At 68.1% G+C, this 13,187-nt stretch carries 13 protein-coding genes; 4 read left to right on the forward strand and 9 right to left on the reverse strand.

The window, feature by feature from the left end; genetic code table 11:
* Positions 1–12: 12 nt before the first annotated feature.
* Positions 13–405: a VOC family protein gene (locus BMZ69_RS21980; RefSeq protein WP_092160755.1), complete on the reverse strand. Its 393-nt coding sequence runs from the start codon at positions 403–405 to the stop codon at positions 13–15.
* Positions 406–516: 111 nt separating this feature from the next.
* On the opposite strand from BMZ69_RS21980, the gene BMZ69_RS21985 reads away from it, so the two are divergent.
* Positions 517–1,464 (forward strand): 50S ribosomal protein L11 methyltransferase, encoded by a 948-nt coding sequence (locus tag BMZ69_RS21985; RefSeq protein WP_092160757.1) that lies wholly within the window; start codon positions 517–519, stop codon positions 1,462–1,464.
* Between the two features lie 46 nt (positions 1,465–1,510).
* Here the strand turns inward: BMZ69_RS21985 and BMZ69_RS32415 are convergent, their stop codons facing one another.
* A complete protein-coding gene (locus BMZ69_RS32415; RefSeq protein ID WP_280142125.1) occupies positions 1,511–1,639 on the reverse strand; it encodes a hypothetical protein in 129 nt (42 codons plus the stop codon).
* Positions 1,640–1,697: 58 nt separating this feature from the next.
* Positions 1,698–1,943 (reverse strand): hypothetical protein, encoded by a 246-nt coding sequence (locus BMZ69_RS21990; protein WP_092160762.1) that lies wholly within the window; start codon positions 1,941–1,943, stop codon positions 1,698–1,700.
* 271 nt (positions 1,944–2,214) lie between these two features.
* Between BMZ69_RS21990 and BMZ69_RS21995 the strand changes: the two genes are divergently transcribed.
* On the forward strand, positions 2,215–4,077 hold the full coding sequence (locus tag BMZ69_RS21995) for an aminopeptidase P family protein (protein ID WP_244543472.1): 1,863 nt from the start codon (positions 2,215–2,217) through the stop codon (positions 4,075–4,077).
* A 185-nt stretch (positions 4,078–4,262) separates the two neighbouring features.
* Here the strand turns inward: BMZ69_RS21995 and BMZ69_RS22000 are convergent, their stop codons facing one another.
* The 5 genes from BMZ69_RS22000 to BMZ69_RS22020 form a co-directional block, all read right to left on the reverse strand.
* The gene (locus BMZ69_RS22000) at positions 4,263–5,225 is read right to left on the reverse strand and encodes a PLP-dependent cysteine synthase family protein (protein ID WP_092160776.1); all 963 of its coding nucleotides are present in this window, start codon (positions 5,223–5,225) and stop codon (positions 4,263–4,265) included.
* Between the two features lie 20 nt (positions 5,226–5,245).
* Entirely contained in the window at positions 5,246–5,545 is a 300-nt protein-coding gene (locus BMZ69_RS22005; protein WP_092160778.1) for an AzlD family protein, read from the reverse strand.
* The gene (locus BMZ69_RS22010) at positions 5,542–6,252 is read right to left on the reverse strand and encodes an AzlC family ABC transporter permease (RefSeq protein ID WP_244543473.1); all 711 of its coding nucleotides are present in this window, start codon (positions 6,250–6,252) and stop codon (positions 5,542–5,544) included. Before BMZ69_RS22010 ends, BMZ69_RS22005 begins: the two co-directional genes overlap by 4 nt.
* 11 nt (positions 6,253–6,263) lie before the next feature.
* Complete coding sequence (locus tag BMZ69_RS22015) at positions 6,264–7,127, reverse strand: AraC family transcriptional regulator (protein WP_092160781.1); 864 nt, start codon at positions 7,125–7,127, stop codon at positions 6,264–6,266.
* A gap of 84 nt (positions 7,128–7,211) precedes the next feature.
* The gene (locus tag BMZ69_RS22020) at positions 7,212–8,423 is read right to left on the reverse strand and encodes an MFS transporter (RefSeq protein WP_092160783.1); all 1,212 of its coding nucleotides are present in this window, start codon (positions 8,421–8,423) and stop codon (positions 7,212–7,214) included.
* Between the two features lie 82 nt (positions 8,424–8,505).
* Here BMZ69_RS22020 and BMZ69_RS22025 point away from each other — a divergent pair, with 82 nt between their 5' ends.
* Together BMZ69_RS22025 and pepT are read left to right on the forward strand one after the other, a co-directional pair.
* Positions 8,506–9,585 carry an AraC family transcriptional regulator gene (locus BMZ69_RS22025; RefSeq protein ID WP_092160785.1) on the forward strand — a complete coding sequence of 360 codons (1,080 nt, stop codon included), beginning with the start codon at positions 8,506–8,508 and terminating at the stop codon, positions 9,583–9,585.
* Positions 9,560–10,789, forward strand: a complete 1,230-nt coding sequence (gene pepT, locus BMZ69_RS22030) for a peptidase T (RefSeq protein ID WP_092160787.1) — start codon at positions 9,560–9,562, stop codon at positions 10,787–10,789. The genes BMZ69_RS22025 and pepT overlap by 26 nt, the downstream gene beginning before the upstream one ends.
* A 116-nt stretch (positions 10,790–10,905) precedes the next feature.
* On the opposite strand, the gene ligA is transcribed toward pepT, so the two are convergent.
* The gene (gene ligA, locus BMZ69_RS22035; protein ID WP_092160789.1) at positions 10,906–13,056 is read right to left on the reverse strand and encodes an NAD-dependent DNA ligase LigA; all 2,151 of its coding nucleotides are present in this window, start codon (positions 13,054–13,056) and stop codon (positions 10,906–10,908) included.
* Positions 13,057–13,187 lie beyond the last annotated feature (131 nt).

Consider the following 13,187-nt stretch of genomic DNA (forward strand, 5'->3'; position numbering starts at 1 on the left):
TTCGGCGACCTGCTATTCCGCCTCGTGGCAACAGACACAAAGCTTGTTGCCATCCGGATCGCGAAAATAGGCGCCGTAATAGTTGGGATGGTAGTGGGGCCGCAGGCCGGGCGGACCCTCGCAGCTTCCGCCGCGCGCCAGCGCAGTCGAATGGCAGCGATCGACGCTCGCACGGTCATCAGCCAGAAGGGCGATCATCTGGCCGTTGCCGGCACTCGCAGCCGCTCCGTCGAAGGGGGCCGACAGGATGAAGAGCGGCCGGCCGCCGGCCTGCTGCTGCCAGGCGGCCCAGGGCTTCTCGCGATCGCAGAAGCGCAGCCTGTGGCCAAGCTCGGCGAACAGCGCCTCGTAGAAGCCGAAGGCCGGTTCGAACGCATTAGTTCCGACGCTGACATGCGACAACATAGCTGACCTTCCCTGACGGCAAAAAAGTCAGCTTAGGCGAGATCATGTCCCAGCCAAGCAGGTTGCGTCACGGTGCATGACATCGGCCTCGCCCCCTGCTAAGCCGCGGCCATGCGCGAAGGCCTCCTCCCATCGACGGTCGCGACCGTCCTCGAACTCGAAACCAGCGGCGACAAGGCGCGTGCCTTGACCGAGCTCCTGGGCGAGGTCTTCGACCCCACGGAGACCGCCGTCTCCGCATTCGAAGTCGAGAGCGGCGTCACCACCCTGTCGCTGAATGCGCCCTGGAAGGTCGAGATCTATTTCGCTGTTCATCCCCACGAGGAGGCGGTGCGCGACATGCTTCGCCCCATCGTCGGTGACAGCATCGATGCCACCCCCTTCACCACGGTCAATCAGAAGGATTGGGTCGCGGCCAGCCTGGAGGGCCTGCAGCCAGTGCGCGCCGGCCGCGTCCTCGTCCATGGCTCGCATGACCGCGACGCGGTGAAGGTCAACGATGTCGCGATCGAGATCGCAGCGGCACTCGCCTTCGGCACCGGCCATCACGGCACCACTGCCGGCTGCCTGCTGGCGCTCGACGCCGAACTGAAGAAGCGCCGGCCGCGCAACGCCATCGATGTCGGCACCGGTACGGGCATCCTCGCGCTCGCGCTCGCCAAGCAGGTCAAGCGCAAGGTCGTCGCCGGCGATATCGACGCGATCGCGGTCGAGGTCTCCGCCAGCAATGCCAGGATCAATCACGCCCCGCAGGCGCTCGACCTCTATGTCGCGCCCGGCTTGCGCCACGCCAAGGCGAGCAGGCCACGCCATTTCGACCTGATTTTCGCCAACATCCTCGCCGGCCCGCTACGCAAGCTCGCTCCGGCGATCGCCCGCGCCCTCTCCGATGACGGCACGGTGATCCTGTCAGGGCTGCTGGAGATGGACGTCGCCGGCGTGGTCTCGGCCTATCGCCATCAGGGGCTGGCGCTGGCGAAGCGCTCCTCGCGCGAGGGCTGGGCGACCCTGGTTATGAAAAGAGGCGGCGCAGCCGCCAGGCCACGCCGCCCCTACTAGGCCCTACGCTTCGAGCGACCGGCGGCGAATGTCGCCGCCATAGCGCTCAGAAGCCGAGATGGCCGTACTTCTCTTCGGCCTGCGCCTGCATGGCGCGGGCATCGTGCCAGACCGCCGCAGCGAACTTGGCGCTGTCGACGATGGCGTCATAAGCATGCTTGATGATGGCGATCATGATGTCGGTTCCTTGTCAGTTGCGCGCGGCGCGGATCGCGGCCTGCGGCGATTGAAGATCAGCGGTTGAAGGGCAGCTCGGCGTCGTCTTTCAGCGTCGTCTGCGGGAAGCCGCCGAGCACCAGCTCGCTCTCGCGCACCAGATAGCTGTGGGCGCGCAGCTCGCGCAGGGCTGAACGGCGGCGGCTCTCGATCAGCGCGGCGTAGAAGCGCTGCCAGAAGCCCTGGCCGGCGGTCTTGGTCTCGGTCGCCTCGGCGCGGGTCGCGGCCGGAAGGACGTCGGTCGAATTCAGCACATAGGTCATAGGGTCTCTCCTCAGATCACGAAGGACAGTCCCGGTCGCTTCCTCGTTCTCTTATGCGACTAAAGTGGGCCGTCTTCGCACCTGCGAGAAGATATGTTCGCATATGCTCAATATGCACAGAGCGCATAACGAAAACAGAAATCCGTTAAGGAGTGCGCATGTCGCATAGCTCTGAGGCAAATAGCTCAAATGCTAGCCATCCCGCGCCTGCGGCGGAAGCAGGGGCCAAACGGCAGTTTTGCACTGGCCTTTCGCCTGCGCGGAGGCGAGCATGCCGCAAATCCAGCTTGCCGAGCCCGACATGACCGATTCCAAGACCGCCTGCCGCTTCCAGTCCTTCTCCGAGCCGAGCGATCCCTCGCAGGTCGCCCCGCGCGTCGCCGCCTTGCGCGCCGCCCTCGCCAAGCAGGGGCTCGACGGCTTCATCGTCCCGCGTGCCGACGAGCACCAGGGCGAGTACGTCCCGGCCCACATGGCGCGCCTTGCCTGGCTGACCGGCTTCACCGGCTCGGCCGGCCATGCCGTCGTGCTCGCCGACAAGGCGGCGCTGATCGTCGATGGCCGCTATCGCCTTCAGTCGGCCGCACAGACCGACACCAGCGTCGTGACGCCGACGAAGATGGAAGAGACTCCGCTCGACAAATGGGTCGAGGCCAATTTGCCGGCCGGCGGCAAGCTCGGTTACGACCCCTGGCTCCACACCGTCGACGGCGTCGCCAAGCTGGAGAAAGCCGTCTCGGCGGCTGGCGGCATGCTCGTGCCGGTGACGCCGAACCCGGTCGATGCGCTCTGGAGCGACCGCCCGGCCCCGCCGACCGCGCCGATCAAGGCCCATCCGGCCGCCTATGCCGGCGAGAGCAGTGCCGACAAGCTCGCCCGCATCCAGCAAGAGCTCGCCAAGGCCAAGGTCGACGCGCTCGTGCTGTCAGATCCGCATGCGCTGGCCTGGACCTTCAACATCCGGGGCGGCGATGTCGAGCACACGCCGCTGCCGCTCGGCTACGCGATCGTACCGCGCGAGGGCCGACCGACCGTCTTCCTGGCTCCGGAGAAGATCACCAACGAGGCCGGCGACGCCATCGGCGCACTCGGCGAGATCGCCCCGCCGCAGGCGCTGGAGCAGCAGCTCAAGGCGCTCGGCGCCGCCAAGGCCAAGGTCCGGCTCGATTCCAGCACGGCCGCCTCGGCACTCGCCACGCTGATCCAGGATGCCGGCGGCACGCCCGAAGCCGGCACCGACCCGATCGCGCTGATGAAGGCGCGCAAGAACGAGGCAGAGCTGAACGGCAGCCGCCGGGCTCATTTGCGCGACGGCGCGGCCATCGTCCGCTTCCTGTCCTGGCTGGCGCGTGAGGCGCCCAAGGGCGGCCTGACCGAGATCGACGCCGTCGCGGCACTGGAGGCCGAGCGCCTGAAGACCGGCGAACTGCGCGACGTCTCCTTCACAACCATCGCCGGCGCCGGCCCGAACGCGGCGCTGCCGCATTACCGCGTCACCGAATCCAGCAACCGCAAGATCGAGCCCGGCATCTTCCTGGTCGATTCCGGCGGGCAATATGAGGACGGCACGACCGACATCACCCGCACGCTTGTCGTCGGCGAGCCGAGCGCCGAGATGCGCGATCGCTATACCCGCGTGCTCAAGGGCCATCTCGCCATCTCGCGCGCCATCTTCCCAAAAGGCACCTCTGGCGCCCAGCTCGACGCCTTCGCCCGCGCCCCGCTCTGGCAGGCCGGGCTCGATTTCGACCACGGCACCGGCCACGGCGTCGGCAGCTATCTCTCGGTGCATGAGGGGCCGCAGCGGCTCTCCAAGCTCGGCACCACCCCGCTCGAACCCGGCATGATCCTCTCGAACGAGCCCGGCTACTACAAGGAAGGCGCCTACGGCATCCGCATCGAGAACCTGATCGTGGTCGAGGAGCGCCAGATTCCCGGCGCCGAGCGCACCATGTACGGCTTCGAGACGGTGACCTGGTGCCCCTATGAGCGCGCGCTGATAGATGTCTCGCTGCTCGACGAGGTCGAGCTCGCCTGGATCAACGCCTATCACGCGCAAGTCTGGAGCAATCTCGCCCCGCTGGTCGAGGGCGAGGCCAAGGCCTGGCTGGAGCAGGCGTGCTTGCCGCTGTGAGAAGATGAGGCGCGGGATCCCCTCTCCTGGAAGGAGAGGGGTAGGGGTGAGGTGTTTGAACCGGAAACGTTAGCCTGAACCCAACAACTGCGCGGCGAGCGCTCGTGGAACTGGGTGGAGGGCCTACACCTCACCCTGCCCTCTCCTTCCAGGAGAGGGTTCCCCGCGCTCTTCATTGCGGCCGGTTACCCCCACAAATCAGTCGACAGGTACTTCAGTCCGGAATCACAGACGATCACGGCAATCGTCTTGCCCGCCTCCCCCTCGCGCAGCAGCTGAACCGCCGCCGCGACATTCGCCCCGGCCGAGAAACCGCCGAAAATCCCCTCATGCCGCGCCAGCAGCCGCGTCGTCTCGCGCGCCTCCTCGCCCGTCACCTGCAGATAGCCGTCGACCGGCACATCGCTGAGGAAGGCGAGATCGGCCATCGCATAGCCACCACCCTGGATCGGATGATCAGGCCTGGTCACTGCCTCGCCCGCCGCCGCAGCGGCGCCGGCCGGCTCAACGACATGGCAGCGCACGGCCGGGCTGCGCTCCTTCAGCGCTTTGGTCACCCCGGCATAGCTGCCGCCCGAGCCGATGAAGTCGACGAAGGCGTCGATCGTCCCGCCGCTCTGCTGCCAGAGCTCCGGCCCGGTGGTGCGGTAATGCGCCAGCCAATTGCCGTCGCGGTGGAACTGGTCGGCGCGGAAGGCGCCGCGCTCCCTTGTGATCCGCTTGGCCTCGCGGTCGACGAGTTCGAGATCGCCGCCCGAGACCTGCCCCGGCACCGAGCCGGGCAGCTGGTCGACCAGCACGACCTCGGCTCCGAGCGCCCGCATCATCCGGGCGCGCTCCTCCGAGTTGCCCTTCGACATCACCGCGATGAAGGGATAGCCCCGGATTCCGCAGACGATCGCGAGCCCTGTGCCCATATTGCCGGAGGTCAGCTCGACCACGGTCTGGCCGGGCTTCAGCACTCCCGACGCTTCCGCCTCCTCGATGATGCCGAGCGCGGCCCGGTCCTTCTTCGAAAAGCCGGGATTGAGATAGTCGAGCTTGGCGAGGATCGTCCCGTTCACGCCGAGATGCCGCGTCAGCCGGTCGAGCCGGACCAGCGGCGTCTCGCCGATCGCCTCGACGACAGAATCCATCACTCGGCGCATGCGTGTCCTCCCGGCCGGCTTCAGGCCACCATGCGCAAGGCAACCACGGTCGCGACGCCGACGGCAACCACGCCGAGCAGCGGCAGCCGCGTTGCCGCAAGGCCGCAGACCAGCGCCGCCACCGTCTCCGGCCAGCCGGACGCCAGCGCGCTCGGCGCGATCACCGCGATCAGCACGGCCGGCGGGATCGCATCGAAGGCGGCCTGCGCCCGCGGCGACAAATTGAGCCGGCCGACGAGCGCCAGACCGGCGATGCGCGTGAGATAGGTCACCAGCGCCATGCCGAGGAAGGCGGCGAGATTGATCGGGTCGAGGCTCATTCGGCCGGGCTTTCGATGGCTTTCCCGGCGAGGTCACCGGCGGCGATCCAGGCAGCGGCGAGGCCACAGAGCGCTCCCGCCAGCACATGCCAGGGCGGCCCGGCGAGCTTGTAGGCCAGCGCCGAGGCGATGCCGGCCGCAGCCACAGTCCAGGCCGTGACGCGGCCCTTCCAGAAGGCGGCGGTCAGCGCGATGAACAAGGCGGTGAAGGCGAAATCGGCGCCATAGCGCTTGGGATCGCCGAGCGCGGCGCCGATGATCGCGCCGGTCGTCGAGGTCGTCAGCCAGCCGAGGACGAAGGGCACGATCATGGCGAACCAATAGGCCGGCGTGACCGGATGGCTGCGCGCCCGCTTCTCGGCCAGCGCCCAGTTCTCGTCGGCCATGTAATAGAGCCCGCCGAAGAGCTGCGCGGTCGAGAAGCCCTTGAGCTTCGGCGCGATCGAGGCGCTCATCAGGATGTGGCGGGCATTGATCAGCGCCGTCGAGAACACCAGCGCCAGGATCGGCGCAGGGTGCGTCCAGAGCTCGACCGCGGCGAACTGCGCCCCGCCGGCGAAGACCAGCACGCTCATCAGGAAGACCTCGAACGGCGACAGCCCCTTGCCGGCGGCGAGTGCGCCGAAGAGCAGGCCGATCGGCACGGCGGCGAGCGCCGCCGGCCAGATGTCATTGAGCCCGGCCCGGGCTTCGTCTTTCCAGCTCATCGTCTTGTCCATCAGCCGTGATGGGCGGCGCGGAAGACGCCCGGCGTCACGCCGAGCCTCGCCTTGAAGGCGCGGGTCAGATGCGCCTGGTCGCAGAACCCGGTGGCGGCCGCGACCGCGCCGGGGGATTCGCCGCGCCGCAGCCGCTCGCGGGCACGGCGGATGCGGACATCGACGAGATAGGCATGCGGCGTCAGCCCGGTCTCGCGCCGGAAGGCCCGGATCAGGTGGTGTCGCGGCAGGCCGGAGCGCTGCGTCAGGTCGGCCAGCGACAGGTCCTCGTCATAGCGCTGCTCGAGCAATTCTCTGGCCTGCGCGATCGGCCCGCGCTCGCGCCCGATCTCACGGATTGAGAGATCGGCATGGCGCGACAGGCACCAGCCATAGGCGCGCAGCAGGCCCTCCTCACCGGCGAGACCGTCGCCGCCCTCCTCCAGCGCCCGATGCGCTTCGCAGAACAGGGCCGAGCCCTCCGGGTCCTGCACGGTCGGCTCAGGGAAGAAGGGCGTGCCGATCGTCTCGTCGCCGGTCAGCGAGATCGCCACCTCGCGCATCAGCTCGATCGTCGGATAGGTCATCCGGTAGCGATAGCCGCCCTCGCTCGGCGCGCCGTCATGGACATCGAGCGGGTGGTTGAAGACGAGGTCGCCGGTGCGGGCGAAGAGCGTGCGACCCCGCGCGTGCCAGAGCTCGCAGCCCGAAAGGATCGTGCCGACCGCATAGGTCTCGTGGGCGTGCGGCGAATAGGTATGAGTCGAGAACCGTGCCGACAGGCATTCCAGCCCGGAGAAGCGCGCCGCCGTGAAGAGGCGGGCATGCTCACCCTCCCGGAGCGGCATCTCCAGCAATGCATCGCCTTGGCTGATCAGATCCATGGCGCAAGATAAAGCGAAAGCGCGCGCGCATGTCTTGAAGAAAAGTGATGGCGACGATCACGCGACCGTCGCCATTTAGCAGGGTCAGGGCCGCGGCGGCTCCTTGCCGGCGACGAGAACCAGCAGCGCGCCGGCGAGCGTCGCCGCCGCCATGTAACCGATCGGGCCGAGGCCGCCGACATGGTTGACCAAAAGGCCGCCCAGCACCGCGCCGCCGGCGATCGCGACCAGGAACGCCGCCGTCACCAGCCCGCTCACCGATTCGGCATGGTCGGCCGCGACGCGCATCATCCAGGTCTGGAAGCCGACCGGCGCGAAACCGAAGGCGAAGCCCCAGAGCGCGACCGCGATCCCCGCCACGATCGGCGAGGCGCCGAACTGGAGCATGACCAGACCCAGGATGCCGATCGCCAGTGCGAACGAGACGATCGCGAGCTTGACGCCGCGCCCAGCCACCGCGCCGCCGGCAAAGTTGCCGACGACATTGCCGAGGCCATAGCCGAGCAGCACGATGGTGATCGCGGTGACGCCGAGCTGCGGCGCATGCTCGAGGAAGGGCCGGATATAGGTGAAGCCGGTGAATTGCCCGGAGATGATGACGAGCACCGAGATCAGCATCAGCCGGATGCTCGGGCGCGACAACAGCACCCCCAGCGTGCCCAGCCGTGGCGCCGCCTGCGGCGGCAAGGACGGCATCGTCGCCAACAACGCCAGCAGGGCGACGCCGGCAAGCCCAGCCGAGAGCCCGAAGACCATGCGCCAGCCGATCAGGGAATCGAGATAGGCGCCGAGCGGTCCGCCGGCGATGAAGGCGGCTGAGACGCCGGCCGAGATCAGCGCCAGCGCCCGCGGCACCGACTGCGCCGGCACCAGCCGCAGCGTCAGCGCCGGCGCCATCGACCAGAAGCCGCCAAGCGCAAGGCCGAGCAGGAAGCGCGCCGCCAGCAGCATTGCAAAGCCGTTGGCCAGCGCCGTGACCAGGCTCGACAAGGCGAGCAGTGACAAGAGCGACCAGAGCACCAGCCGCCTGTCGAAGCGGCTGGTGACGATCGGCGTGAAGATCGCCGCGGCGACGCCGACCAGCGAGGTCACCGTGACGGTCTGTCCGGCGGCGCCGACGCTGATCGAAAGATCGGCAGCGATCGAGGTTAGGACGCTGGCGGGCAGGAACTCGGCGCTGACCAGCGCGAACACGCCCATGGAGAGGGCGAAGACCGCCGGCCAGGCGGCCATGTGCTCTTCGGGCACGACGCCGACGAGCTCGGCATCGGCTGTGGCTGACAAGGAATCCGACATCGGATGCTCCAAAAGGATCGGAGAAGTTCGGACACCGGAGTTAGGCGTGACCGGCTGGAGCTTCCATGCTAGAAAACCCGCTATGCTTGACCAATCGTCCAGAAGATCGGGACCGGATCCGCTGACGGAGATGCTGCGCGGCCTCCGGCTCGAAGGCGTAGATTACGCTCGCTACCAGATGACGACGCCCTGGTGCCTGCTGTTCCCGGCCCAGCCGGCGGCGCGCCTGCACTTCATGGCCGAGCGGGGCTGCTGGCTGCGCACGCCCGAGGGCGAATGGTGCCGGCTCGAACAGGGCGACGCCGTGCTGATGCCGCGCGGCGTCGAGCATGCGCTCGCCAGCGAGCCCGGCCTCCCGGCGACACCGAACGGCCACTGCGCCTTCCAGCATTGCTGCGGCGAGATCGCCGAGGCGCGCGGCGGCGGCTCCGGAGAAGCCGACGGCGAAGCGACCTTGTTCTTCAGCGCCAGCCTCTGCTTCAACGTCGACGCCCAGCATCCGATGTTGCGGATGATGCCGGAGCTGATGTGGGTGCATGAAATGGCAGTGGCCGAGCCGGCCATTCCCGCCTTGCTGACCACCATGGCCTGCGAACTCGCGCTCGATCGCGTCGGCGCCGGCGGCATCCTGACCCGCCTCGCCGATGTCGTCGCCGCCGCCCTGATCCGCTCCTGGGTCGAGCGCGGCTGCGGCACGGCCACCGGCTGGGTGGCCGCCGCGCGCGACCCCGATATCGGCCGTGTCCTCGCCGCGATCCATCTCAGCCCGAGCGAGAACTGGACGGTCGATGCGCTCGCCAGGGTGATGCACGCCTCGCGCTCCGCCTTTGCCGAGCGCTTCGCCAGCGTCGTCGGCGAGACGCCGGCCCGCTACGTCCTGCAGGTCCAGATGCACCAAGCCAGGCAATGGCTGGAGCGCGACAATCTCCGGATCACCGCCGTCGCCCGCCGCCTCGGCTACGATTCGGAGGCGTCCTTCAGCCGCGCCTTCAAGCGGGTGATCGGCAAGCCGCCAAGCCATTTCCGCAATACCGAGCCGCCGATCCGCGCGACGCGGCCGGTCGACGCCTCCCCTGCCGGCAGCGCCTCGGGGCGCCTTGCCGACCACAATCCGCCAAGCGTTCGACGGGACGACCATGAGCATCCGCCAGCAATTGATTGAACGCTTCTTTCGCTATGCCGCGGTTTCCAGCCAGAGCGACATCAAGGCCACGACGCTGCCGAGCACGCCGGGCCAGCAGCGCCTCGCCGAGCTCCTGGCCGACGAATTGCGCGGGCTCGGCCTCGACGATGTCGAGATCGACGATCGCGCCACCGTCACGGCAGTGAAGCGCGGCACCGTGCCGGATGCGCCCAGGATCGGCTTCATCGCCCATCTCGACACCTTCGATGCCGGCCTCTCGCCCGATATCCGCCCGCAGCTCCTGCGCTTCGAAGGCGAGGATCTCTGCCTCAACCGCGACCGGGACATCTGGCTGCGCGTCGCTGAGCATCCGCAACTTCGCGACTGGCAGGGCGCCGAGATCATTACCAGCGACGGCACCAGCGTGCTCGGCGCCGACAACAAGGCGGCGATCACGGTGATCATGACCCTGCTCGCCAATCTGCGCCCGCAGGACCAGCATGGCGACATCGCCGTCGCCTTCGTCCCGGACGAGGAGATCGGCCTGCGCGGCGCCAAGGTCCTCGACCTCGCCCGCTTCCCTTGCGACTTCGCCTATACGATCGACTGCTGCGAGCTCGGCGAAGTCGTGATCGAGAACTTCAACGCGGCGAGCGCCGAGATCACGCTGACCGGCGTCAGCACCCATCCGATGTCGGCCAAGGGCGTGCTGGTGAACCCGTTGCTGATGGCGCAGGACTTCATCAGCCGCTTCGATCGCGCCGAGACGCCTGAGCACACCGAAGGCCGCGAGGGCTATGTCTGGTTCAACGCCATCACGGCCAATGCGAGCGAGGCGAGGTTAGGGGCGCTGATCCGCGATTTCGACAGGCAGAGCTTCGAGGCGCGCAAGCGCCGGATCGAGGAGGTCGCGGCCGAGATCGCCGCGCTCTATCCGACCGGCCGCGTCGAGTGCGTCGTCAGCGACACCTACGGCAACATCCACGACAGTCTCGGCGACGACCAGCGCCCGGTCGAACTGCTCTTCAGCGCGCTGGAGCGCTTGCAGATCCGGAAGAAGCAGATCCCGATGCGCGGCGGCACCGACGGCGCGGCGCTCTCGGCCCGCGGCCTGCCGACGCCGAACTTCTTCACCGGCGCCTATAATTTCCACTCGCGCTACGAGTTCCTTCCCGTTCCGGCCTTCGAGAAGTCCTATGAGGTGGCGCGGATGATCTGCACGCTGGCGGCAGGGCGGGGTTAGGCGGCCATTTCCCGTCATGGTCGGGCTTGTCCCGACCATCCACGTCTTCACTTCGCTGGTAGCCTGCGGTGTCCAAGACGTGGATGCTCGCCACAAGGGCGAGCATGACGGTGAGCCTACCCCCCGACCAGCTCGAACCAGCCGGCTTCGTCGATCACCTTGACGCCGTGCTTGGCGGCATCCTTGAGCTTCGAGCCGGCACCCGGCCCCGCCACCAGCAAATCGGTCTTCGACGAGACCGAGCCGGCGACCTTGGCACCCAGCCGCTCGGCCATCGCTTTGGCCTCGTCGCGGGTCATGCGCTCCAGCGCGCCGGTGAAAACGACGATCTGACCGGCGACCGGGCTGGACGAGGCCACCGCCTCCAGCGGCTGCGGCGTCACTTCCGCCAGCAGCCGGGCGAGCATCTGCTGGTTGTGCTCTTCGGCGAAGAACTGCAGCAGCGCCTCGACCACGGTCGGACCAACGCCGTCGATCGCATCGAGCGCCGCCCGCTCCTCGCTCCCGGGGTTCTCGGCGGCGAGGCAGGCGGCCTGCAGCGCCTCGAACGAGCCGTAATGGCGTGCCAGCAAACGCGCATTGGTCTCGCCGATATGGCGGATGCCGAGCCCGAAGATGAAGCGGTTGAGCGGGGGCTTGCGCCGGTCGTCGATCGCCTCGAACAGCTTCTTGGTGCTGGTCGCGCCGAAGCCTTCCTTGTCCTTGAGCTTCTTCAGGTTCGCCGCATCGCGCTGCGCCAGCGTGAAGATGTCGGCCGGCTCCTTCACCGGCAGGTCGGGATCGGCGTGGAAGAACTCGATCTGCTTGTCGCCGAGCCCGTCGATATCGAGCGCGTCGCGCGAGACGAAATGCTTGAGACGCTCGACCGCCTGCGCCTCGCAGATCAGCCCGCCGGTGCAGCGGCGCACCGCATCCTCCTTGCCCGAGCGCGGATTGTGCTCGCGCACCGCATCACTGCCGCAGACCGGGCAGGTCGTCGGGAAGACGTAAGGCTGCGCGTCGGCCGGGCGCTTGGCGAGGTCGACCGCCTCGACGCGCGGAATCACGTCGCCGGCGCGCTTCACCGTCACGGTGTCTCCGATGCGGATGTCGCTGCCGTCGCGGATCGGCAGCCCCTTGGAATCGAAGCCGCGGATATAGTCCTCATTGTGCAGCGTCGCATTGGTGACGACGACGCCACCGACCGTCACCGGCTTCAGCCGCGCCACCGGCGAGAGCGCGCCGGTGCGGCCGACCTGGATGTCGATCGCCTCGAGCACGGTGGTCGCGAGCTCGGCCGGGAACTTGTGCGCGATCGCCCAGCGCGGCGCCCGCGCGACAAAGCCGAGACGGGCCTGCAAGGCGAGATCGTCGACCTTGTAGACCACGCCGTCGATGTCGTAGCCGAGGCTCGCGCGCTGGGCTTCGATCAGCCGGTAGCGCTCCAGCATCGCCTCGACGCTGTCGCAGCGAACCATCAGCGGGTTGGTCCTGAAGCCCCAGCGCGCGAAGGCCTCGACCACGCCGAACTGCGTCGCCGCCGGCAGCACCGGCATCTCGCCCCAGGCATAGGCGAAGAAGCGTAGCGGCCGCGAGGCAGTGATCGAGACGTCGAGCTGGCGCAGCGAGCCCGCGGCGGCGTTGCGCGGATTCGCGAATTCGCGCTCTTGCCTGTCACGCTGGCGCTGGTTGATCGCGGCGAAGTCGGCATGGCCGAGATAGATCTCGCCGCGCACCTCGGCGATGTCAGGCACGTCCTTGCCCTTCAGCCGGTGCGGGATCTCGGAAATGGTGCGGGCGTTCGCCGTGACGTCCTCGCCCTCCTCGCCGTCGCCGCGCGTCGCGGCGCTGACCAACTCGCCAGCCTCATAGCGCAGCGAGAGCGAGAGGCCGTCGATCTTCGGCTCGGCCGTGAAGGCGATCGGCTGGTCGTCCTTGCGGCCGAGGAAGGTGCGTACGCGGGTGACGAAATCGGCGATGTCCTCGTCGGCGAAGGCATTGTTGAGCGAGAGCATCGGCACGCGATGCCGGATCTTGGCGAACTTGCCCGAGGGCCTTGCGCCGACCTTGTCGGAGAGCGCCTCTGCGCCTTTCAGCTCGGGGAAAGCGCTTTCCAGTGCCGTCAGGCGGCGGAACTTCGCGTCGAAGGTCGCGTCGTCCATGATCGGCGCGCTGTCGCTGTGATAGGCCTCGTTCGCCGCGGCGATCTCGGGCGCCAGCACCTGATGTTCGGCACGGGCGGCTTCGGGAGTCAGATCTTCGACGGGGGCGGGAACAGTGTCGGCCATGGCGCAGTTCTAGTTGAGGCGGGGTATCCTGCGAAGCGCCTGTTTCACGATTTGAGTACGCCGATTTGTGGCAGGAGCGCGCCGGGTGTAGGCTTCCCTCGCTGAAATGGATGCTCGACGCCTCGCAGGTC

The organism is Allobosea sp. CRIB-10, assembly GCF_900112185.1.
Taxonomy (GTDB): Bacteria; Pseudomonadota; Alphaproteobacteria; order Rhizobiales; family Beijerinckiaceae; genus Allobosea.